The organism is Antricoccus suffuscus, from assembly GCF_003003235.1.
GTDB classification, from domain to species: Bacteria; Actinomycetota; Actinomycetes; order Mycobacteriales; family Antricoccaceae; genus Antricoccus; species Antricoccus suffuscus.
This window is the reverse complement of the sequence record NZ_PVUE01000013.1, coordinates 101,688-124,689: the sequence shown is the minus strand read 5'-3', so window position 1 is coordinate 124,689 and position 23,002 is coordinate 101,688. Positions and strand designations below refer to the sequence as shown.

Here is a 23,002-nt window from a genome sequence, read left to right as displayed (position 1 = left end):
TTCCATTCCGAACCCGGTAGCTAAGCCTTTCAGCGCCGATGGTACTGCATGGGTGACTGTGTGGGAGAGTAGGACGCCGCCGGACATAATTTCCCGTTGAGGGGGTTATCCGACAGTTACTGTTGGATAACCCCCTCAACGCTTTTGTGCGTTCAGGTGTATTTCGGCTTAGGAGGTTGTCGTGGCTGACGAAGGTTCTCGCGACGAGAAGAACGATCGGCCCGATGATGATTCCCGCCGCCCGAGGACTGGCTATCAGGGCGGCGATCGGCGCCCGAACAGTCGAGAGAGTGGTCATCGTCAAGGCGGTGGATACCAAGACCGCGGCGGTCGTGGTGCCGGCTATCAAGGCGGTGGCGAGCGTCGCGGCCATAATCGATCAGCTGATGGCACGCGCCGTGACGACCGAGACGGCCACCGGTCAGATCGAAGCGGCCCAGGTGGTTATCGCTCGGACCGCGGCGGTCCGTCGGGATACCGTTCAAATGGTGGTCCCGATCGCGGACCGCAACGTGACCGCGGCGGCTCGGACCGTGGTCCACAGCGGGACCGTTATTCCTCTTCCAGCGGCAGATCGGATGACCGCGGGGCTCAACGCGGCGGCGGTGGTCGTCCAGATCACGGCCGTTCCGGGGATCGACCATCCGGTGGCCGTGACGGTGGGCATTCAGGCGCTACACGTCCCGACTACCGTTCTGGTGGCGGCCGCGATGAGCACCGTTCTTACGGTGGTCGCAATGACCGTCGTCAGGATCAGGGATTCCGTCGTGATGATTCGCGCGGAAGCGCCCCACGCAGGGACGACTCGCGTGGAGGCAGTTTTCGTCGTGACGACTCTCGTGGTGGTCCGCGTCGTGACGACTCCCGGGAAAGCGGTTTCCGCTCGGGCAGTCGTCGGGACGACTCCCGCGGTAGTAGTTTTCGTCGTGACGACTCTCGTGGTGGGCCGCGCCGGGATGACGCGCGGGGTGACCGTTTCCGCCCGGACAGTCGTCGGGACGACTCCCGCGGCAATAGTTTCCGTCGCGATGATTCGCGCCGTGGCGGTCCACGTCGCGACGACTCCCGTAGTAGTAGTTTCCGTCGCGACGACTCTCGTGGTGGCGGTTTCCGCTCGGACAGTCGGCGTGATGATTCCCGCCCAGCACGCGGCGGCTACGGCAGCGAACGTGGCGACAGCCGCGGCTATCGCGACCGCAGCGATGATCGTCGTACCTTTGATCGCGGACACCGCGATGATCGACGCGCACGTGATGAGGCACCGCGTCAGCGCACGCAGGCGCCGCCGATTCCGGACGGGCTCGATCCGAAGATGCTCGACCGTACCGTGCTCAGCGAGCTCAACACGCTCGGCGAGAAGGCCGACACCGTGGCGCTGCACCTGGTTGCGGCCGGCGTACTTGTAGATTCCGAACCGGAAAAGGCCTTGCTGCACGCCCGGGTTGCTCGTGAGATGGCGCCACGACTCGCCTCGGTTCGGGAGGCGTCGGGCATCGTCGCCTACCAAGCCGGCGAGTGGGCCGAAGCGGTGCGCGACCTACGCGCCGCGCGACGGATGTCCGGCGATGATTCGCATGTGCCGGTCCTCGCGGACTGCGAGCGGGCACTTGGCCGGCCCGAGCGGGCCATTACGTTAGTGACCGAGACCGACCTCAGTAGGCTGCCGAAGGACGTACGTGCCGAAGCGGCGATCGTGCACTCTGGTGCGCGTCGCGACCTCGGCGAGATCGACGGCGCACTGCACGTACTGGAGTCTTTCGGGCTGGATCCGGACAAATCCCCGGGTTCTGGGCCTCGCATCTGGTACGCGTACGCCGACACGTTAGTTGACGCCGGTCGTACCGACGATGCGAAGAAATGGTTCGCGCAGGTCGTCGAACACGACCTCGACGAAGAGACCGACGCCCAGGAGCGGCTTGAGGCTCTGACCTAAACCGGGCCTCTTACCAGGGCAGTGTGACAGATCTGCCGTTATGGCCGATTCCTATCCACAACCCTCCGCGTTCATGCACAGCCCGTAGCGAAACAACCAAAGCGCGGTCTCATCCATTGATCATGGATGAGACCGCGCTTTTTGTTTTCACTCGGAGGACCACCATGGCAACTGCAACATCGACGAAGAAGAACACGACGGACAAAGAGATCGATCCGGACACAGACCTCGATATCAACGAGGTCTGCCTTGTCGGCAAACTGTCGGCTCCGGTCGAGATTCGTGAATTGCCGAGCGGTGATCGAGCCGCGACGTGGCGGCTGGTCGTACGCCGCCGCGCACGAGGAGGGCGTGTGGGCCCGGCCGTTGACACGATCGACTGCGTGAGCTTTCACAAGGGCCTGATCGGCCGTGCCACGCGGTGGGAAGCCGGTGCGTGGCTGCGGATTACCGGCGAGCTACATCGACGATTTTGGCAAACACCGACCGGTCCGAGAAGCCGCTATCAGGTCGAGGCGCATTCCGCGAAGCTTGAGCCGCGCCCCTGACTAAGCACCGCCGGAGAAGGACGATGATGATCGTGGCGGCTACGCTCATCGAGTGGACGCCGATGAGAACGCACTTGCCCGCCAGTACGACGTAGCGCTGTTTGATCTGGACGGGGTGATCTATTCCGGTGACGAACCGGTCGGGCATGCCGCGGCATCGCTGGAGGCAGCGCTCGAGGCCGGGATGCGCGCGGCGTACGTGACAAATAACGCGTCGCGAACTCCGGCCGAGGTCGTCGAGAAGCTCGCCGCGGTGGGTGTGCAGGCGAAGGCCGAGGAGATCATCACCTCCGCACAGGTCGCCGCGGAAATTCTGCGCGATCGGCTAGAGCCAGGCGCTTTAGTGCTGATCGTGGGGGATCGCGGACTGCGTGACGCGGTCGCCGCTGTCGGGTTGAGAATCACGGACAAAGCCGCAGACAAGCCGGCCGCCGTCGTCCAGGGATTCTCGCGCAAGATCGGCTGGGCGCAGCTCAGCGAGGCGACGGTGGCTGCTCGCGCCGGAGCGCTCTGGATTGCCACCAATCTCGACTCCACCATTCCGTCGGCGCGTGGGATCCTGCCCGGCAATGGCGCAATGATCGATGTTGTTGCTACGGCGCTCGGACGTAGGCCTGACGCCGTGGCCGGCAAACCAGACCGCACCATGCAGACCGCATCGGTCAAACGCACGCAGGCACATAGGCCGCTCGTGATCGGAGATCGGCTCGATACCGACATCGAGGGCGCCAACCGCTCCGACTGCGACAGCCTGCTCGTCATGACCGGCGTGACTACCCCTGCCGGACTCCTGGAGGCCACCGAAGAACTCCGCCCGACCTATATCGGAGCGGACCTACGGGACCTGCTCAAGCCTGGCCGTGGTGTTCCGCGCAGCAACGCGGACGGCTGGACTATCGGCTGCTGGCAGGCGAGTAGCGACGGTCAGATCCGCCAGACAGCGGCAAAGTCGGGTGACCAGGATCCGCTCGACTACCTGCGGATCGCCTGCGCCATCAGTTGGTCGGGCGGTCAGCCTCAGCCCGCCGACGACGCCGCGTCCGCCGAGTCTCGCTCGTTGAGTCTCAATTGAGAATCCGATAGTCCCACGCATCCAACCACCGCTGCGCGGTGTCATTGGCCCGCAGTGCCGCGCGACGATTGGCGCGCGAGCTACTTGAGCAGTTCGCGCAGTTTCATCATGTCCATGATGCTGGCATCAACCTTGAGCCGACCGCTTGCCCACGCCTTCGCGACATTGAGCTCCCCGTCGCACAGCGCGACCAGGTCGTCGGATCCGGCAGTCAGTTTGATGTTGCCGTCAGACTTGGGCGCCTCGGCGATGTCCACGAACGATCCGTCCTTGAACGTGCCTCTGAGGATGACATCGAGGTCTTTGATCGTGCAACTAAGGGTGCGCTCGAAATCGGCCTTGTGATCGAGCGAGGCGAGCCGATCGGCGAGGCCTTCTAGCGCGGTCGTGCATTCTTCGAGTGTTGCCATGTCATCCATTCCCTGGACGCGCCGATTCGGTGACGCGTGAATTGCGGTGTGTAAGTACGGCTCTGGCCCACAGACTCTGCCATCGGCATACCCCGGCGGTGCCCAACTCTAGGCCGAATGTGAAGTAGCGTGCCACGAAATTGTGGCATATGCGGATAATTGGCGTATGGACATCACGCAACCGGACTCCGGACAGCAGCAGCCAGATGACGTATCCGGCGGCGACGGCGTCGAGTCGGCGACCTCGAACGGGGAGACCGGAAGCACGCCGAAGCCGTCAGCGCCAAACCAGCACCAGCTTGATCGGCGCGCCGCGGAAACTGAAACGCCTCAGCGGTTTGCCGCCGTACTGGCCGAGGTCGACGCGGTAGACGAGCGTCCGCTCGCGGACCATAACGACGTGTTCACTCGAGCGCACCGTGAGCTCACGGACGCCCTTAACGACGTTGAGCGCGGTGATAGTTGACCGAGCAGAAGGTACGGCTCGACATATTTCTGGTGCGCGCCGGCATGGCGCGTTCACGCCAACTCGCCCGTGAGCTGATCGCGTCCGGGGCCGTGCAGGTCGGCGGCGAGGTTGCCACGAAGCAGTCACAGCTGGTCGACGAATCGATGGACGTGGTCGCCGAACGGACCGAGGGCAACGAGTTCGTCTCGCGCGGCGCGCTGAAGCTGCTCGGCGCGCTTCAAGATTTCGCCGACATCGACGTAATGGATCGGCGTTGTATCGACGTCGGCGCTTCGACCGGCGGCTTCACCGAGATCCTGCTGCACGTCGGGGCGCGAGAGGTTGTCGCGCTCGACGTGGGCCGAGACCAGCTCGACCCTCGGCTGCGCGCCGATGACCGCGTGCACAGCATCGAACGTACTCATGTGCGCGACGTGACCGCCCAGCAAATCGGCGGCTCGGGCGACGTCGTGGTCGCGGACCTGAGCTTCATTTCGCTGCGGCACGTGATGGACCGCCTCGCCGAGCTGACCGCGTCCGATGGCGTGCTCATTCCCATGGTCAAGCCGCAGTTTGAAGTAGGCAAAAACCGGCTGGGCAAGGGCGGCGTCGTACGAGACCTAGCCGATCACGAGAAATCCGTGCGCGACGTGGTGGCGTCGGCGGCCGAGCACGGCTTGCATCTGCGTGGCATCGCGCGTAGCAAAGTCCCCGGACCAGCGGGCAATATCGAATACTTCATCCGACTACAGCGCGGCGCCGCCGAAGACTTCGACGAGCTGTGGTCGCGGGTGGTCGATTGACCGGACCGGTCGCCCTCGTCATCGCGGTCGGCGTACTCGCCGGCGCGTTGGCGATCGCCATCCGCGGCAACAGCAGGCTCCTTGAAGGCCCGATCGCTGCCGCTGGCGCCTTTGCGCTCGTACTCCTCGGCGTCGTACCCGCGGCGGCAGCCGGCACCACTGTTCGCGATCTTGCCGGCACCGTCGCATTTCTCGGCGCAATTCTTATCCTCGGCCACTTGCTCGCCGAGGAAGGCGTCTTCACCTACTTCGGCCGACTCGCCGCCACCCGCAGCAGGGGTACGCCGCGCCGACTGCTCGGGTACGTCGTGGTGATGGCCGGCGCGGTGACCGCCGTACTCACGCTGGACACGACCGTCGTACTACTCACGCCCGTCGTTGTCGCGGCAACGTTGCGGATGCGGACCCCAAGCGCCCCGCACACGTTCGCGTTAGTGCGGATCGCGAACTCCGGCTCGCTGCTGCTGCCGGTCTCCAACCTCACCAACCTGCTGGCGTTCGGCGCGGCCGGTCTGACGTTCGGTCGGTTCGCGGCGCTGCTCGCCGTGCCGTGGGTCGCGATCCTGATAACGGAGTGGGCGGTGGCGCGGATCGCATTCCGCGAGCAACTCGCGCCGGCCTCGAGTGACGGATCGCGGGACATTCGTGACGGATCGTCGGACTTTCGTGACGGATCGCGGGACTTTCGTGACGGATCGCCGCGGGTGGCGCTCGGGGTACTGGTCGTGACCGTGTGCGGGTTCGTCGTACTGTCCGCGTTCGGCCTGTCGCCGGCGTGGATGGCCGCCGCCAGCGCTCTGGTGCTCGGGGTACGCCGCCTGGTCCGCAAACAGACCGACGTACGCCGGATCATCGGTGAGGCGAACCCCAGTTTCCTGCTGTTCGTGCTCGCACTTGGCGTCATCGTCGACGGTGTCAGCCGGCACGGTGGCGCGGCGCTGCTCGGGCGACTCCTACCCGCCGGACATTCGCTACCCGCACTGCTGGTCATCGCGCTGCTGGCCGCGCTGGTCGCCAATCTCGTCAACAACATTCCCGCCACACTGGTGCTGTTACCGCTCGTGGCCGGTGCACCGCTCGCGGTGCTGGCCGTCTTGATTGGCGTAAACCTTGGCCCGAACCTGACATACGGCGGATCGCTTGCCACACTGTTATGGCGCCGCGTCGTCGCGGCGGACCTACGCCCGTCGGCGAAGCAGTTTCACGTGCTCGGACTAATGTCTGTAGTACCGATCATCCTGATGGCGACGTGCTTGTTGTGGTTGTCGGCGAAACTGATCGGCGTTTGAAGGCCTGAGCATCTTGAGACGTGAGGATCTTAAGACCCGAGCATCTTAAGACCTCAGCATCTGACGACCCGGAGAAGAGAGGTTAATGAGCGAGCGCAGCGACGTACGGTCGACACCTGACCAGTCGGGGGAGCAGCGCGCGGTACTTCTGGTCACGCACGCCGGCCGCGAGGACATCATCGATCTCGCCCGCCAGGTCGCCGAACGCCTGCACAAGGCCGGCATTCGGGTCCTCGCGCCGTACGCCGAACGCGACCTGATCGATCACGACTGGGTGGTCGGCGTACCAGACCTGCATGGCGATCCGCAGCGCCCTGATATCACCGAAGGCACCAAACCCGAGCTGGTGATGGTGCTCGGTGGGGACGGGACGTTTTTGCGCGCCGCGGAGTATGCCCGCCCGGCCGGTTCGCCGATCCTGGGCGTCAACCTCGGGCATGTCGGGTTCCTTGCCGAGACCGAACCCGAGGCGCTGCACGAGGCGGTCCAGGACGTGCTCGATCGCGCCTACCGCGTCGAGGAACGGATGACGCTCGACGTCGACGTGTTCGGTCCGGACGGCGTGGTCGTCTCCACCTGGGCGCTTAACGAGTCGTCGCTGGAGAAGACCACCCGCGAACGCATCCTTGAGGTCGGCGTCAGCGTCGACGGCCGTCCGCTGACCTCGTTTGGCTGTGATGGCATCTTGTGTGCGACCCCGACCGGCTCCACGGCCTACGCCTTCAGCGCCGGCGGACCGATCGTGTGGCCCAGCGTCGAGGCCATCCTCCTGGTACCCAATGCGGCGCACGCGCTGTTTGCCCGGCCGCTGCTCACCGGGCCGGAGTCGAGCATCCGGCTCGACGTCGCCCCGCGTGGCCACGATGCGGTGCTGTGCGCGGACGGCCGGCGCACGATCCCGGTGCCGGAGGGCCACAGCGTTGTCGTACGCCGCGGCGACAAGCCCGTCTACGTCGCCCGGGTCAAGGACGAGAGCTTCAGCGACCGGCTCGTTGCCCGCTTCCAGTTGCCCGTGCACGGGTTCCGGGAACAGTAGTGGAGCGCACTGCGACGTACGCCGGAAGGAGTGCGGCGTGCTAGAGGAAGTCCGCATCCGCAACCTCGGCGTGATTGCCGACGCGACGCTGCAGCTCGATCGCGGGTTCACGGTCGTGACCGGCGAGACCGGGGCCGGCAAGACGATGGTCGTGGCCGGGCTGATGCTGATGTTCGGCGAGCGCTCGGACTCCTCTCAGGTCTCGCACGACGCGGCCAGCGCCGACATCGAGGGCCGGCTGCGCCTTGCGCCGGACAGTCACGCCGTACGCCGCACCACCGAGGCCGGCGGTGACGTCGACGAGGACGGCACGCTGATCCTCAGCCGCAGCGTCAGCAAGAACGGGCGGTCCCGGGCCAGCGCGGGCGGGCGTTCGGTGCCGGTCGGCGTCCTGGCCGAGCTCGCCGACTCCGTCATCGCGGTGCACGGCCAGTCGACCCAGCTGCGCCTGGCCCAGCCCGCGCAACAACGCGAGCTACTCGACCGGTACGCCGGGGCGCCGGTGACGCAGGCACTGGCCGACTACCGGGCGGCGTACGACGAGTGGCGCCGGATCGAGCAGGAGCGCGACGACCGGCTGCGCAATGACGACGAGCGGCGCCGGACCCGCCAGATGCTGATGTTCGGCCTCGAACAGGTCGACGCGGCGGCGCCGCGACCGGGCGAGGACGAACGCCTCGAGCAGGAGCTGGGCCGGCTCGCCAACGCCGACTCCCTGCGCCAGTCGGTGCAGGCGGCGCACACCGCGCTGGTCGGCGCGGACGACGACGCCGGTGGCGACAGCATCAGCACCCTCATCGGCCGCGCCGTCCGCGCGCTCGACGAAGGCGGCGTCCACGACGAGTCCCTCGCGGAGCTCGCCACGCGCGCTAAAGAGATCTCCTACCTCGCCACCGACCTGGCCAGCGACGTGTCGGGGTACGCCGAGGGCGTCAGCGACGACCCCGAACGCCTCGCGCAGGCGATGGCCCGGCGCGTCGAGCTGCGCGAGCTGGTGCGCAACTACGGCGGCGCGGACGGGGTGGCCGGCGTACTGGCGTGGGCCGACGATGCCCGCGCCCAGCTGGACGCGATGGACGACTCGGCCGAGAGCATGGCCCGGCTCGAACAACAGGTGACTCAGGCCCAGGCGTCCGCGCAGACCGCGGCCGCGGCGTTATCGAGCCGGCGGCGCGAGGCGGCCGGGTCGTTTCAGGACGCGATCGGCGCCCAGCTGGCGAAACTCGCGATGGGCTCGGTGCGGATCGGCGTACGGGTCAGTCCCCGAGAAGCGGCCGCGGGTCGTCCCACGCTCGAGGCCGACGGCCGGCCCGCCGGGGCCAGCCCGGACGGTATCGACACCGTGCACATCGAGCTCAGCAGCGACGGGGGTACGACGTACCGCCCGCTGGCCAAGGGTGCCTCCGGCGGCGAGCTGTCCCGGGTGATGCTCGCGATCGAGGTCGTGCTGGCCGGCACCGACCCGGTGCCGACGATGGTCTTCGACGAGGTCGACTCCGGCGTGGGCGGCGAGTCGGCGATCGAAATCGGCCGGCTGCTGGCCGTACTTGGCAAAGATCACCAGGTAATCGCGGTCACGCACTTGCCACAGGTCGCGGCGTACGCCGACCGGCACGTCGTGATCGAGAAGTCCGGTGCACAGGGCGTGACCAGGTCGGATATCCGCCACCTCGATCACGCCGAGCGCATCGTCGAGTTGACTCGGATGCTGGCCGGCCTCACCGACAGCGACTCCGGTCGCGCGCACGCGGCGGAGCTGCTCGAGACGGCGTATCAAGAGAGAGACCCGTCGGCGGCCACACGGCCGGCCGCCAAGTCTTCGGCCAAGAAAAGTACGACGAAGGCGGCAGCACCGGCCAAAAAGTCACCGACGAAGGCGGGGCGCCGTACGACGACCTCGAAGCGGGCGCGGCAGGTGAGCGACCCCAAATAGGCCGTCGCGGGCCGCGAGCACGTCTCGTGGTGGCGAGCAGGGTCACGCCCGCTCACAGGTGTGTCGGTGCCCCAAATACCCCATAACCACATGACTCGATGAAAGACTGGCCCAATGAAAATCGCCACGATCCGCAAGGGGCGGCCCGATCCGGCCGGCTCCGGAGCAGAAGGCGTGGCGCGGTTGGATCGTCGTACGAAGAACCTCACCAAGCGGCTCAGACCGGGTGAAGTGGCGATCATCGATCACGTCGACATCGACCGGGTGAGCGCCGACGCGCTCGTCGGTTGCAAGGTCGCGGCCGTGGTCAACGCGTCACCCAGCATCTCCGGGCGTTATCCCAACCTCGGTCCGGAGATCCTCCTTGGCGCGGGCATCCCGCTGCTGGACAACGTCGGTAAGCAGGTCTTCTCCGAACTCAAGGAGGGCACCCGCGTCACCCTCACCGGCAACACGCTGTACGCCGGCGACCGCGAGGTGACAACCGGATTCCGGTACGACGACGAGTCGGTCACCGTCGCGATGAACGAGGCGCGCGCGGGCCTGTCGACCCAGTTGGAGGCGTTCGCCGCCAACACCATGGAATACATGAAGCAGGAGCGCACGCTGCTGCTCGACGGCATCGGCGTACCTGATGTTAAGACGTCCTTCGAGCGCCGGCACTGCCTGATCGTCGTACGCGGTTACGACTACAAAGAAGACCTCAAGATGCTCAAGCCCTATATCCGGGAGTACCGCCCGGTGCTGATCGGGGTGGACGGCGGCGCGGACGCGCTGCTGGAGCTGGGCATGACTCCCGACATGATCGTCGGCGATATGGACTCGGTGTCTGACCACGTCCTGAAGTGCGGCGCGGAAGTCGTCGTGCACGCGTACGTCGATGGCCGCGCGCCGGGCCTGCAACGCGTGCAGGACCTCGGGGTGGAGGCCGTGACCTTCCCGGCCGCCGCCACGAGTGAGGACATCGCGATGCTGCTCGCGGATGAGAAGGGGGCCGAGCTGATCGTCGCGGTTGGCACGCACGCCACGCTGGTGGAGTTCCTGGACAAGGGTCGCGGCGGCATGGCCTCGACGTTCCTGACCAGGCTGCGGGTCGGCAGCAAACTGGTCGATGCAAAAGGTGTGAGCCGACTCTATCGCAGCCGGATCTCTTCTGGGGCCCTCGTCGTACTAGTGATTGCCGCACTGGTCGCGATCTGTGTCGCGCTGGCCGTGTCCAAGGTCGGGCAGACATACATCGAGATCCTGCTGGACAAGTGGCAGAGTTTCATATTCTGGGTTAAGGACCTCTTCTAGTGATTGATTTCAAATACCACGTCGTCTCGCTGATTTCGGTGTTCCTGGCGATCGCGCTCGGCATCATCATCGGTACGACGGCCCTCAATGGAGCAATCACCGACAACCTCAACTCCCAGGTCAAGACGCTGACCAATGACAAGCGTGACCTTGAGGCGCGGGTCAGCAGCAGCGCCATCCAGATCCAGCAGAACAGCGCCTTCGATGCGGCCGTCGCGCCGACCCTGGTCAAGGATGTCCTCGCCGACCAGTCCTTCATCACGATCACCGCAGGCGATTCGGTCACCGCCGAACAGCGCGACGCGATCATCAAGATGACTCAGGCCGCCGGCGCGAAGAACACCGGCTCGATCTCGCTGAGCGATAGCTACAGCGACCCGAAGTCGGCCTCCACGCTGATGAACTACGCGACCTCGGACCTGCCCGCCGGCGTCACGGTCGCGCAGTCTTCCAACACCGGCACGGTCGTCGGGTCCCTGATCGCCAACATGATCGTGACGCCCAAGGACGGCAGCCCCGCTCAGCCCGGAGCCTCCATCACCGCCGTGCTCAGCGGGCTGGGTGGCCTCGGCGTACTCAAGCTGGACAGCACCGACATCTCCCCGGCCCAAAACATCGTCATCGTGACCAGCGGCAAGGCCACCGACGAGGCGAAGAAACGCAACGCCACGCTGCTGGCATTGGCCTCCGAGCTGGACAAAAAGGGCGCGGCTGTGGTGATCGCCGGCGATCTGGACTCCGCCGCTTCGAGCGGGCTGATCGGCGCGGCCAAGACGGATGCGTCGATCGCGTCTCGGATCTCCACCGTCGACAACAGCAACTTCGCCTCCGGCCAGATCAGCGTCGTGTGGGCGCTCGCGGCCGAGGCTAACGGCAAGAGCGGCCAGTACGGCGCCGCGAAGGATGCCCAGCCGATCCCGCCGACACCTAAATAAGGCGCCCGGCAGCTAAATAAGGAATCATCCTCGACATGAGTTTTTTTGGGCAGTTGATAAAGCGGATCGCGCTCGCGGGCGCGGGCGCGATGGCAGGGCAGGCGGCGTACGACGTGCTGCAACAGGCCCAGCCCGGCGGCGAGAAGGCTTGGGCCCGCGTGAACCATCGTGGTGAGTCGGTGAGCTTGCTGTCCGGTCCGGCATTGGCGGCCGCGTCCGCACTCACCGCCGGCGTCGGTGCGCCGCAGGGCTATCGCGCTGCCGCGGTCGGTGTGACTCTCGCATCCGGCGCGGTCGGCGTGTACGACGATATCGTCGGCGCCCGCGCAGATCAGCGCAGTGACAAGGGTTTCCGCGGCCACCTCGGAGCGCTCAAGGAAGGCCGGGTCACCTCCGGTCTGGTCAAGATCGCCGGGGTCGGTACGGCGGGCCTCGTGGCCGCCGGTTCGGTTACCAAGCATCCGCTCGACCGGATCGTCGCGGGCGGCGTCATCGCCGGCACGGCCAATCTCATCAACCTGCTCGACCTGCGGCCCGGGCGTGCATTGAAGGCTGCCATAGGGCTCGGTGCGATCACGATCGGCGGCGCTAACGGCGGCATCGTCGCGGGACCGGTCGGTGCCGCGGCCGGGCTGCTGCCCGACGATCTCGGCGAACGCACCATGCTCGGTGACGGCGGCGCCAACGCGGTCGGCGCCGTACTCGGCCTGCGACTGGCCGCCGCCGGTGGGCCGCGGTGGCGACTCGGCGTCCTGGGCGTCCTGGCCGCGCTGACCATCGCCAGCGAGAAGATCAGCTTCACCAAGGTCATCGAGTCGACTCCGGTGCTGCGAGAGGTGGATGCTCTCGGCCGTCGCCGATGAGCGACGCGCCGATGGCGGACCTTCCCTCACCCTCGGCGGGGCCGCCAGCGCCAGCAGAGCAGCCAGCCCCGGCATCACCGGCCGGATCGGGTAGCCGCATCGGCCATAACTTCGCCAAGGCCGCGCTGCTGATCGCGGTCCTCACCGTCTTCGCCCGGATCGCCGGGTTCGGCCGCAACGTCGTGTTCGCCAACACCGTCGGGCAGACCTGCCTCGGCCAGACCTATCAGACGGTCAACACCGTCCCCAACATCATCTTCGAGATTGTCGCGGGCGGCGCACTGGCCAGCGTCGTCGTACCGCTGCTGTCCTCGGCGATCACCCGGGGCGACCGGGAGCACGCATCCAAGACGTCCTCGGCGCTGGTGACCTGGGCGCTCAGCGTGCTGGCGCCGATCGCGCTGTTAGTGGCACTGTTCGCCGAACCGATCACCCGGCTGCTGCTAGGTGGCAGCCAGTGCGATGGCGCGGTCACAGCCGGGGCGACGATGCTGCGGATCTTCGCGCCGCAGATCGTGCTGTACGGCGTGGGCGTCGTACTCACCGGGATCCTGCAGGCGCACCGCAAGTTCGGCGGGCCGGCGTTCGCGCCGCTGCTGTCCAGTCTCGTGGTGATCGCGGCGTACGTCACATTCGCCGTCGTGGCTGGCCGCGGCGCGACGCTGCAACAGACCTCGGCCAGCGAGCAACTAATCCTCAGTCTGGGTACGACGCTCGGCGTGGTCGCGCTGTCTGGCAGCCTCCTAGTCCCGCTGCGTGGCACCGGGTTGCGCTTCCGCCCGACCTACCGCTTCCCGCCCGGTGTCGCGCGGCGTGCCGCCGCGATGGCGGCCTCGGGAGTCGCGGGGCTGCTGGCCCAGCAGTGCGCGGTCATCGTCTCCCTCGTGCTGACCAACCAGCAGGGTGTGCCGACCGCATCGATCAACGTATTCGTCTACGCGCAGACGATCTACTTGCTGCCGTGGGCGATTCTCGCCGTCCCGATCGCCACGTCGGTGTTCCCGAAGCTGTCCGAGGACGCCGACGCAGGGGACATGCGCGGCTTCCGACTGCGGTTTGGCAATGCCACCGACTCGATCGTGGCGTTCAGCGGAATCGCCACGGCGGCGCTGATCGCGGCCGCCGCCGAGATCGCCTACGTCTATGTGCGGTCCGCGCCCGGGGAGCCGAGCGTGCACTCGCTGACCGACGGGATCGTCGGATTCACCGTCGGGCTGGTCGGCTACAGTCTGTTCGCGATCGGGTCCCGGGCCCTGTTCGCGCTCGGTGATGCCCGCGGCAACGCCATTGCCGCGGTAGGCGGCTGGGGACTGGTCGTGGTGGCCGGCATCGCGCTGTCGTTCATCCTGCCCAAGGGACAGCGGGTCGCGGCCCTCACCTGGGGCAACGCTATCGGCGTGACCGTGCTCGGGATCGCGCTGCTGGTGACGGTCGGCGTCAAGGCCGGTCGGCGGGTGGCCGCCGACGTCACCTCCGCCCTGGCGACGGGTGTGGCCGCCGTCGCCGTCGGATTGGTGACAAAATGGGTCACCTTGCCGGGACCGTTACAAATCGATTCCGACAGTTCGATCTGGGCAGGCTTCCTCGCCGGGGGTCTGCGAGGATTGATCGCGGTCGTGGTGTGCGGGGTGATTTTGTTCGTGTTGCCGGGCTCACCGATCCGCGGTCTGGTGGCACGGCGGCGTAAAGGCGCCCAGGAACCGCATGACGCATACGAACGGAGCCATTCACAATCCGAGACCACGCAGTCCGACACAGCCCAGCCAGACCCGAGCACCAACGAGAGGACACCGTGACGAGCGAACAACTCACCGGACGCGCGCTCGCCCAGGTGATCGCGACCTCGACCGGAGGCGTCGGCACCCACGTGCGCGGCCTTGTGCCGACCCTTGTCGAGGCCGGCGCGGACGTGCGCGTGCACGGACCGCAGGCGACCGAAGACCTCTTCGGTTTCACCACCGCGGGTGCCCGGTTCGCTCCGGTCGAGATCGCCTCCGGACCGCGGCCGCTGGAAGACCTGCGCGCCGCCCGCCGGTTGCGCGCGGTCACCAGCGACGCCAAGCTCATCCACGCCCATGGGCTGCGCGCGGCCACCGTCGCCGCGCTGGCGAACCTCGGACGTCGTACGCCGCTCGCGGTCACCTTGCACAACACCGTCGACACCGCCAACCCAGTGCTGCGCAAGGTGTACGGCGCGGTCGAACACTTCGTTGCGCGCAGCGCCGACGTCGTCATCGGCGCGTCGATGGACCTCGTCGAACGGGCCCGCGACGTCGGCGGCCGGTACGTCGTCTTCGGCCCGGTCGGCGCGCCGCCGCTGCCGCCCGCGGCCAAGTCGCGCGAGCAGGTACGCCGCGAGCTGGGTGTCACCGACGACCGCCCGCTGTTGCTGTGCGTGGGCCGGCTTCATCCCCAGAAGGGTTACGACACACTGATTCCCGCGTCCGTGAAGTGGCGTGAGCGCGCTGATCGCCCGATCACGATGATCGCCGGCGATGGGCCACTGATGGGCGCGCTGCACGACCAGATCGACGAGTTGGGCGCGCCGGTGAAGCTGCTCGGCCGCCGATCCGACGTGGCCGATCTGATGGGCGCCGCCGACCTGGTGTTGCTGCCGTCGGTGTGGGAGGCTCGATCACTGGTCGCGCAAGAGGCAATGCGCGCCGGCGTCGCTCTGGTCAGCACCACGGCCGGCGGTATGGACGAGCTGGTGGGGGATGCGGCGTACCGGATCGACGTCGGCGACGTCGACGGCCTGGCCGCGGCCGTGAACGACCTACTTGACCACCCGGACGCCCGTCGCGCACTCGCCGTGGCCGGCGCGCGGCGGGCGCAGGACTTCCCGAGCGAACGCGACACTGCGCTCGCGCTGGTCCAGCTCTACCAAGAGCTTCTCGGCACGACGTCTGGGCCGGTGCGCCACCCGTGACGGCGAAGCGTTGGACCGCCCTGGTGATCGCCCTGTCTGCGATCTGCGTGCTGATTGCGGGTCTGCGGACGGTGACCGAGTCCTCCAACATCGGCGCGCCCGGCAAGGCCGACCGCGTCGTGATCGTCAGTGTCCCAGGCCTGGAGTGGGCAGCGATCTCCGAGACCGGGACGCCGCACCTGTGGAATGCCGCCAACGAGGGCGCGGTCGGCCTGATCACCAACCGGGCGGCCCGGGCGGTGACCTGTCCGTGGGACGGCTGGGTCACGCTCGGCGCCGGCAACCGGGCCCGCTATCCCGCGCCGGTGCCCGAGGACGAGCTGCCGCCTGAGGGCGAACTGCCGTTGCCAGGAGAGGGCCAGCTCAACCCGGACGGGACCACGCCGACGACACCACAGCAGCAGGCCGCGACCAACGCGACGAAGGACTGTCTGGGTCAGCGCGGCACCGTACCGACGACCAGCGGCAGCAAGCTCACCGCGGCCATCGTCGAGAACAAGAAGCTCGGGTTTGGCGCCGTACCAGGGGCTTTGGGCACGCAAGTGGCGTGTACGACGACCGTCGGACGCGATCCGATCCTGGCCGTCGGTGCCAAGGGCGCCAAGGTCAATCCGGCGCCCCGGCCGACCAATGCGGACGGCTGGGCGACCCTCGCCACGCATTGCCCCCTCACGCTGGTGGCCTCCGGCACGCCAGAGGGCAAGACACCGGCCGAGATCGCCGCGCTCGACGAATCGGTTGGGAAGATCATCGACGGCGCCAAGAAAGCTGGCGCGACCGTGATCGTCGCGGGCATCTCGCAGCCGGACTATCGTCGCTCGCACCTGCAGGCGATCATTGCCGTCGGCGCGGGTCTCGACGGCAAGATCCTCAGCTCGCCGAGCACTGGGCGCTCGCCGTACATCCAGCTGATCGACATCGCGCCGACCGTGATCCGGATGATGGGCGGCAAGGCGCCCAACTCGATGGTGGGTCAACCGGCGACGACGAGCGATCGTGATCAATCGATGAGCGCCACCGTCGCGAAGTTCGCCGACCTGGCGACCGCGGCCGCCGCGCACGTGTGGATCTCCAGCGACTTCTTCAACATCCTCGCGGTGATCTGCGCGCTGGCCTCGTTGCTGCTGTTCGTGGCGATTAAGGCCCGGTGGCGACCGCGCGGGTGGCTTCAGGTCATCGCGATCGCGGCCGGGACGTTGCCGGCCGCGAGCTTCCTGTGCAACTTCGTGCCCTGGTGGCGCGGGAGCAGCCCGGGCACGGCAATAGTGCTTGTCATCGCCGGTGCGACTGCGTTACTGACGGCGGTGTGCTTCGCGGGGCCGTGGCGGCGACATCCGTCCGGACCGCCGCTAGTCGCGGCCGGGCTGACCGTCGCGATCCTGGGCATCGACGTACTCACCGGTTCTTATCTGGCGATCAACTCACCGCTCGGGTACGACGCGATCGTGGCGGGCAGATTCACCGGTTTCGGCAATATCGCGTTCTCGGTGTTCGCCGGCGCCTTGATGATGATCATCGGGCTCACGGTCAAGACCGTGTCCGGTTCGCGGGCCCGCGAGATCGGCGTGGTCGCGGCGATCGGCGTCGCGGCTATCGCTATCGACGGCGCACCGGGTGCGGGATCGGACTTTGGAGGCGTCGTCTCGCTGGTGCCGTCGCTGCTGCTGCTCGGGTTGATAGCCGCTCGGATCAGGGTGTCGATCTGGCGTCTCCTGGCGGCGTTGGCCGGTGGCGCGATCGTGGTGATCTTGATAGCGGTCGGTGACTATCTGCGGCCCGAACAGAGCCAGACGCACCTAGGCCGGTTCGTCGGTCAGGTCCTCGACGGTACGGCGTTTACCGTGATTGGCCGCAAACTGCACAACAACCTCGGGTTGTTCACCCGCAGTGTCTTCACTCCGCTCACGCTCGTGCTGATCGTTATCTGCGTGCTGGTCTACCGGGACAAGGCCCGCCAGGTGATCGGTTATCTCGAGGACAAGGCGCCGTACGCCAGTGCCGCGGCGGTCGGGATCATAGTGGTGGCCGTGGTCGGGTTCGCGATCAACGACTCCGGGATCGCGCTGATCGGCGGGACGCTGGCCGTGACCGTGCCGCTCGGCCTAAGCATCGTGTCGCGTCAAAGACCGACCGGCGAACTGGCCCGGGAGCGTGAATCCACACTGGTGGCGTGACAGCGCACGCCGTACTGCGCTATAAGGTGCTTCCGGCGAACCCGCTGACTGGGTGGAGTTCGTAGCTAAACACACCGGCTTGTACGCCGGGGTCATCGGCCAACAGCCGGTCCGCGGTTGGCAGGTCGGCGTCGAGGATCCCAACCCCGCATAGTGGGGTGTCATCGCGTACGGGACAGACGATCCGCATGATCCCGGCGTCCTGCATGCGCATGTTGCGGCGGCCGTGTTCCCAGATGATGGCGCGCGCCTCCTCGCTCGTATAACCGGGCCCCGCCGATAGCAGGACCAGCGTGTAACTGCGCGCGGCCGCGATGCGTTCGCGCATCTGCTCGTCGGAGATCTGAATGTGTTCGAAATCTATTGAGTGCGCTGCGGTCATGGTTTACTCCTGCTCGGCCGCTAGACCAGTGCTGATATTTATCGTATGGACGGTGCCGTTAAGCCGGCGCCAGCGATGGGCGCTCGGGTGTCGCGCGGCTGAATGCGTGGACGGCTCGGGCTAAGCATCGTGTCGCGTCAGAAACGCAAAGGCGAGTTGGTATTGTGAAACCCCGTAGGTTGTCACCGGTCGAGGGCGCTTGTTCCACGACCTGAGTTGGCATTCGATACGGCCCGCAGGAGAGTCGCTCTAGTGCAGACAGCACGCACGACCAAGCACGTTTTTGTTACCGGCGGCGTCGCGTCGTCACTCGGTAAAGGACTCACCGCCAGCAGCCTCGGTGCGTTGCTCAAGGCGCGCGGACTCAACGTCACGATGCAGAAGCTCGACCCCTATCTCAACGTTGACCCGGGCACGATGAACCCGTTCCAGCACGGCGAGGTCTTCGTGACCGACGACGGCGCGGAAACAGACCTCGACATTGGGCACTACGAGCGGTTCCTCGACGTCAACCTGCACGGTTACGCCAACGTGACGACCGGCCAGGTCTACTCGACCGTGATCGCCAAGGAACGCCGCGGGGAGTACCTCGGCGACACGGTGCAGGTCATCCCGCACATCACCAACGAAATTAAGGACCGCATCCTCGCGATGTCCGTCCCCGGCGAGGACGTCGACTTCGTGGACGTGGTGATCACTGAGATCGGCGGGACCGTAGGGGATATCGAGTCCCAACCGTTCCTCGAGGCCGCCCGCCAGGTGCGCCACGAGATCGGCCGCGACAACGTCTTCTTCCTGCACGTCTCGCTGGTGCCCTACCTCGCGCCGAGCGGTGAGCTGAAGACCAAGCCGACGCAGCACTCGGTCGCCGCGCTACGCAGCATCGGTATCCAGCCCGACGCGATCGTCTGCCGCGCCGACCGCGAGCTGCCCGAGAGCCTCAAGCGCAAGATCAGCCTGATGTGCGACGTCGAACCCGAAGCGGTCGTCGCCGCCGTCGACGCGCCGAGCATCTACGACATCCCCAAGGTCATTCACTCCGAGGGCCTGGACGCCTACCTGGTACGCCGGCTCGGGCTGCAGTTCCGGGATGTGGACTGGACGGTGTGGGGTGACCTGCTGGATCGGGTGCACAACCCGAAGGAGACGATCACGATCGCGTTGGTCGGCAAGTATGTCGACCTGCCCGACGCCTATCTGTCGGTCAGCGAGGCGCTGCGCGCCGGTGGCTTCGCGCACCACTCCAAGGTCGTGATCAAGTGGGTCGCCTCGGACAGCTGCGAGACCGACGCGGGCGCGGCCAAAGCGCTGTCCGACGTCGATGGCGTACTCGTGCCCGGCGGATTCGGCATCCGCGGCATCGAGGGCAAGCTCGGCGCCGTGAAGTACGCGCGCACCCGCGGAATCCCGCTCCTTGGGCTGTGCCTCGGGCTGCAGTGCATGGTCATCGAGGCCGCCCGCAACCTCGCCGGTCTCGAGGACGCCAACTCTGCCGAGTTCGACGAGACGGTTAAGTACCCGGTCATCGCGACGATGGCAGACCAGGTCGACGTCGTCGCGGGCGACCGGGATATGGGTGGCACGATGCGCCTCGGCCTCTACGAAGCGAAGCTCACCGAGGGTTCGCTCGTAGCGAACGCCTACGGCGCGGCCGCGGTCAAAGAACGCCACCGGCACCGCTACGAAGTCAACAACGCCTACCGCAAGCAGATCGAGGCGGCGGGCATGGTGTTCTCCGGTACCTCTCCGGATGGCCACCTGGTTGAATTCTGCGAGCTGCCGACCGACGTACACCCGTTTTTTGTCGGCACCCAGGCACATCCTGAGCTGCGGTCGCGGCCGACCCGCCCGCATCCGCTGTTTGCGGCGTTCGTGAAGGCGTCGCTGGATTATGCGGAGAGCTCGAAGCTTCCGGTCAGCGTCGACGACCAGTCGTGAGCGACTACTTCACCTTTCCCGAGCGCTCGTCGGAGGGGTACGCCGTCACCGGCTCCGAACGCATCTACGAGGGCAAGATCTTCTCGCTGGTGGGGGAGACGATCAGCTTCCCGGACGGCTCCAGCGCGCGGCGGGACATGGTCAAACACGGCGGCGCGGTCGCGATCGCGGCCCTCGATGACCGGCAACAGCTGGTGATGCTGGAGCAGTACCGGCCCGCCGTCGGACGCTTCCTGTGGGAGCTCCCGGCCGGGTTGCGCGACGTCGAAGGCGAGCCGCCCGTGCAAGCCGCTCGCCGCGAACTCGTCGAGGAGGCCGGGCTCGAGGCCGGTTCCTGGCAGACGCTCGTCGACGTCGTGTCCGCGCCCGGGTTCAGCAACGAGCAGGCCCGGATCTACCTCGCTACGGACCTTCGCGAGTCCTCGGACACCTCATTTGTGCGGGAGGCCGAAGAGGCCGACATGGTGGTACGACGTATCCCGCTTGAGGAGTGCGTCCACGGGGTCATGACCGGCCGGATCGTCAACTCGCTCGCGATCGCCGGCGTACTGGCCGTCTCGCAGCACGTGCGCGACCCGGCTACGCCGCTGCGCCCCGCCGACGCTCCCTGGCCCACCTAACCCGCGATCCGTCACGAATGTCCCGCGATCCGTCGCGAATGTCCGACCGTCCGTCACGTATGTCCGACCGTCCGTCACGTATGTCCGCCGATCCGTGGCGTGTCGCCGGGTTGAGGCGCGTCGGGAGTTGAGCTAGGCGGCGACGGCGAGTAGGCGGCGCCGTCCGTATCTAGCCGCTTAAAGGTGGCCTTAACCGGACGAAGTGCCGGACACTCAGGAACTGTGTGACGGACGGCGGGGGATTTTGTGACGGATCGTGCCGGATTTTGTGACGGATCGCCAGGTATTTTGTGACGGATCGCGGCTAGGGCTTGGGGGGTTTGCGGAGGCGACGTTCGGTCATCGCTACGTCGTACCCGAAGGCGCCGACCACGACCAACCCAACGAAGCCGACGGCGCCGATCACCCAGCGTGCCCAGGAAAAGCTGCCCGACCACGCCGGTACGACGGCCGCGGCCACGAGCGCGAGGCAGACCACGATCAGCACCGGCCACAGCCACACCGGCAGCCGGTCGGTGATGCCAGCTCGGCGGGGCTCCACTGGTTCCCGTACGCCGCACGCGGCAACAGTCGCCGGATCCACGCGCGCGTCGATCACATCGGCTAGATCGCCCGGATGCAGCCAATCTTCGGGCCGTACGTCGATCGCCTCGGAGGTGTGCGACAGCAGTGCCCGCCGCCCGTCGTCGTACGACTCGACCACGGCCACGTCGTTCCACCGGATCTGCTGGTCGGGCCGATCGAGGCTGCGCACGGTCAGCGCGTGCTCGTCGGTGAGGATGCGGCGGGGGCGTTCGTCGGCGGGCCGGCCCCGGGCGAGCAAGCCGTACGCCGGACGCGACCGATGGGTCTGTGCATCACGCGCGGGCGCCTCCACGGTGATCCGCGACGAGACCGGCGTGAGCCCGCCGACCGGAGCATGGGACCGCACGATGAGGGTCTCGGCCAGCTGCGTGATCATGCCCTCGATGAGTACGTCGCTCGCGGTGCCGAGGAGTCGGCGTTCGAGCGGGAGCGACCACGGCGTACCGGTCAGTCCGCCGATTGCCTGGCGCTGCAGCAGTTCGTGCGCACCGGAAGGCAGTTGGCCGTGCCGTTCATAGGCGTCCAGCCGGCGTTTGACGTGGGCGGCACGCTCGCCCTCGGCGAGTCCATCTTCGGCTAGGGAGCGCAGCGACTCCAGCACTTCGGCCAGTACGCCGGACTCGTCGGCATCGGATACCCGCCCCCACAGCGCGAGGTGCACGTGGTCGTCACCGAGCGCCAAAGTGCCGCTGCGGGCGGCGAACGAGCGGCCGTACTTGCGGCGTACGGCGACCGAGGCATGCGCCCGCGCGATATCCGAGACGAGCCCGCAAACGGCGCGGTCGCGGTCCCGATGCCCCGAGTCGAGGGTGATCAGCCCGCCGACACTGAGCTCGGCCTGCGGCGACGGTGCCCATGCCGGCAACTCGAGGTCGGGTACGTCGAGCGCACGATACGGCTGCGCCTGACCTTCCGGCAGGGGAGTGCGCAGCGTCGTGGTCTTGGTGCCGGACAGCGCGAGTACGGCGTTACCTTGGACGAAAAAGTCCTTAGCCCACTGGGAAAGTTCGGCAGGGCCGACGTTGGCCAAGCCGTATTCGGGTAGCCCGCCTGCTGCCCAGCCAGCGGGCCCGAGCCGTACGCCGAGCAGGTCCATGTGTTCGCCCGCGTGCCGCACGAGGTCGGCGTACGCCGAGTCGCGGTGCCGATCGAGGGTCCGCGGCGAGATGTTGGCCGGGTCATGCGCGCTGCTGAGCCAGTGACAGACCGCGCCGATCTCGTTGGCGACCTGCTGTGCGGACCCTTCAAAGTGAAACGTTGTGATGCTCGCGCTGACGGTCGGTGGCGTGAGGAGGCTGTCGATGCCGGCGGCGTTGGTGGCCAGATGGGCCAGCAGGTGGGTGATCCCGCGCCGCGGGAGCGGTTCGTCCGACGCGCCGACGCGAAATGACAGGCTCGCGCGCGTGGCGCCGCCGCCGGGCTGGATGAACGCCGTGACGCCGTCGACGGAGGTGCGTTGCGCGGCGTTGGAAGCAAAAATGTGCGATGCGCTGAGCGGCGGGCCGGAGGTCAGTGGTGTGCTCGCGCCGGCGACCCCGGACGGCGTACCGGAGGCGGTGTGGGACGCAGTGTCCGACGGCGCACCAGAAGACGCGGCCGGGGCGTCAGCCGACGGGTCATCGTCGGCTGATTTGGCGCTGGTGTCACGGGAAGAGAAGGCGGCGGAACTCACCCCAGCAGGTTACGACGGGCCCGGGCCCGATCGGGTCAGGCGCGGCGTACGCCCCGTCGATCGGACAATTCGTGCCGCGCGATCACAGCGAGGTTGTACCGCCGTGCTGACTGCTTGCGTGTGCGGTGGTCGGGTT

20 protein-coding genes and 1 rRNA gene are annotated in these 23,002 nt (G+C 67.2%); 18 read left to right on the top strand and 3 right to left on the bottom strand.

What is annotated here, in order from left to right; all coding sequences use genetic code 11:
* The 5 genes from rrf to CLV47_RS15025 all read left to right on the top strand — a co-directional run.
* Positions 1-85, top strand: a 5S ribosomal RNA gene (gene rrf / locus CLV47_RS15045); the annotation flags it as partial.
* Positions 86-224: 139 nt separating this feature from the next.
* Positions 225-1,406, top strand: coding sequence for a hypothetical protein (locus CLV47_RS15040; protein ID WP_106349875.1), 1,182 nt, complete (start codon positions 225-227; stop codon positions 1,404-1,406).
* Positions 1,313-1,933, top strand: coding sequence for a tetratricopeptide repeat protein (locus CLV47_RS15035; RefSeq protein WP_106349874.1), 621 nt, complete (start codon positions 1,313-1,315; stop codon positions 1,931-1,933). The genes CLV47_RS15040 and CLV47_RS15035 overlap by 94 nt, the downstream gene beginning before the upstream one ends.
* Before the next feature lie 164 nt (positions 1,934-2,097).
* Entirely contained in the window at positions 2,098-2,481 is a 384-nt protein-coding gene (locus tag CLV47_RS15030) for a single-stranded DNA-binding protein (protein WP_170111099.1), read from the top strand.
* Positions 2,482-2,533: 52 nt separating this feature from the next.
* Complete coding sequence (locus CLV47_RS15025; protein ID WP_106349872.1) at positions 2,534-3,553, top strand: HAD-IIA family hydrolase; 1,020 nt, start codon at positions 2,534-2,536, stop codon at positions 3,551-3,553.
* An 80-nt stretch (positions 3,554-3,633) separates the two neighbouring features.
* On the opposite strand, the gene CLV47_RS15020 is transcribed toward CLV47_RS15025, so the two are convergent.
* Positions 3,634-3,963, bottom strand: a complete 330-nt coding sequence (locus tag CLV47_RS15020) for an SCP2 sterol-binding domain-containing protein (protein WP_106349889.1) — start codon at positions 3,961-3,963, stop codon at positions 3,634-3,636.
* 166 nt (positions 3,964-4,129) lie between these two features.
* Here CLV47_RS15020 and CLV47_RS15015 point away from each other — a divergent pair, with 166 nt between their 5' ends.
* From CLV47_RS15015 to CLV47_RS14965, 11 genes are all read left to right on the top strand, one after another.
* A complete protein-coding gene (locus CLV47_RS15015) occupies positions 4,130-4,429 on the top strand; it encodes a hypothetical protein (RefSeq protein WP_106349871.1) in 300 nt (99 codons plus the stop codon).
* Positions 4,426-5,214, top strand: coding sequence for a TlyA family RNA methyltransferase (locus CLV47_RS15010; protein ID WP_238145454.1), 789 nt, complete (start codon positions 4,426-4,428; stop codon positions 5,212-5,214). Before CLV47_RS15015 ends, CLV47_RS15010 begins: the two co-directional genes overlap by 4 nt.
* Complete coding sequence (locus CLV47_RS15005) at positions 5,211-6,503, top strand: SLC13 family permease (RefSeq protein ID WP_106349887.1); 1,293 nt, start codon at positions 5,211-5,213, stop codon at positions 6,501-6,503. The genes CLV47_RS15010 and CLV47_RS15005 overlap by 4 nt, the downstream gene beginning before the upstream one ends.
* An 85-nt stretch (positions 6,504-6,588) precedes the next feature.
* Positions 6,589-7,539: an NAD kinase gene (locus CLV47_RS15000; protein WP_106349870.1), complete on the top strand. Its 951-nt coding sequence runs from the start codon at positions 6,589-6,591 to the stop codon at positions 7,537-7,539.
* 37 nt (positions 7,540-7,576) lie between these two features.
* Positions 7,577-9,472 (top strand): DNA repair protein RecN, encoded by a 1,896-nt coding sequence (gene recN, locus CLV47_RS14995; RefSeq protein WP_106349869.1) that lies wholly within the window; start codon positions 7,577-7,579, stop codon positions 9,470-9,472.
* Positions 9,473-9,586: 114 nt separating this feature from the next.
* Positions 9,587-10,768 (top strand): putative cytokinetic ring protein SteA, encoded by a 1,182-nt coding sequence (steA, locus tag CLV47_RS14990; RefSeq protein WP_106349868.1) that lies wholly within the window; start codon positions 9,587-9,589, stop codon positions 10,766-10,768.
* Positions 10,768-11,703, top strand: coding sequence for a copper transporter (locus CLV47_RS14985; protein WP_106349867.1), 936 nt, complete (start codon positions 10,768-10,770; stop codon positions 11,701-11,703). Before steA ends, CLV47_RS14985 begins: the two co-directional genes overlap by 1 nt.
* Positions 11,704-11,738: 35 nt before the next feature.
* On the top strand, positions 11,739-12,566 hold the full coding sequence (locus CLV47_RS14980; protein ID WP_106349866.1) for a hypothetical protein: 828 nt from the start codon (positions 11,739-11,741) through the stop codon (positions 12,564-12,566).
* Positions 12,563-14,362: a murein biosynthesis integral membrane protein MurJ gene (murJ, locus tag CLV47_RS14975; RefSeq protein ID WP_106349865.1), complete on the top strand. Its 1,800-nt coding sequence runs from the start codon at positions 12,563-12,565 to the stop codon at positions 14,360-14,362. The genes CLV47_RS14980 and murJ overlap by 4 nt, the downstream gene beginning before the upstream one ends.
* Complete coding sequence (locus CLV47_RS14970) at positions 14,359-15,495, top strand: glycosyltransferase family 4 protein (protein WP_106349864.1); 1,137 nt, start codon at positions 14,359-14,361, stop codon at positions 15,493-15,495. Before murJ ends, CLV47_RS14970 begins: the two co-directional genes overlap by 4 nt.
* On the top strand, positions 15,492-17,669 hold the full coding sequence (locus CLV47_RS14965) for an alkaline phosphatase family protein (protein WP_106349863.1): 2,178 nt from the start codon (positions 15,492-15,494) through the stop codon (positions 17,667-17,669). Before CLV47_RS14970 ends, CLV47_RS14965 begins: the two co-directional genes overlap by 4 nt.
* A gap of 19 nt (positions 17,670-17,688) precedes the next feature.
* Here the strand turns inward: CLV47_RS14965 and CLV47_RS14960 are convergent, their stop codons facing one another.
* A complete protein-coding gene (locus CLV47_RS14960; protein WP_106349862.1) occupies positions 17,689-18,051 on the bottom strand; it encodes a YciI family protein in 363 nt (120 codons plus the stop codon).
* A 252-nt stretch (positions 18,052-18,303) separates the two neighbouring features.
* On the opposite strand from CLV47_RS14960, the gene CLV47_RS14955 reads away from it, so the two are divergent.
* Positions 18,304-19,989 (top strand): CTP synthase, encoded by a 1,686-nt coding sequence (locus CLV47_RS14955; protein ID WP_106349861.1) that lies wholly within the window; start codon positions 18,304-18,306, stop codon positions 19,987-19,989.
* Positions 19,986-20,609 carry an NUDIX domain-containing protein gene (locus CLV47_RS14950; protein ID WP_238145453.1) on the top strand — a complete coding sequence of 208 codons (624 nt, stop codon included), beginning with the start codon at positions 19,986-19,988 and terminating at the stop codon, positions 20,607-20,609. Before CLV47_RS14955 ends, CLV47_RS14950 begins: the two co-directional genes overlap by 4 nt.
* Before the next feature lie 304 nt (positions 20,610-20,913).
* Here CLV47_RS14950 and CLV47_RS14945 read toward each other — a convergent pair whose 3' ends face one another.
* Positions 20,914-22,866 (bottom strand): peptidase M16 family protein, encoded by a 1,953-nt coding sequence (locus CLV47_RS14945; RefSeq protein ID WP_106349860.1) that lies wholly within the window; start codon positions 22,864-22,866, stop codon positions 20,914-20,916.
* Positions 22,867-23,002: the final 136 nt, after the last annotated feature.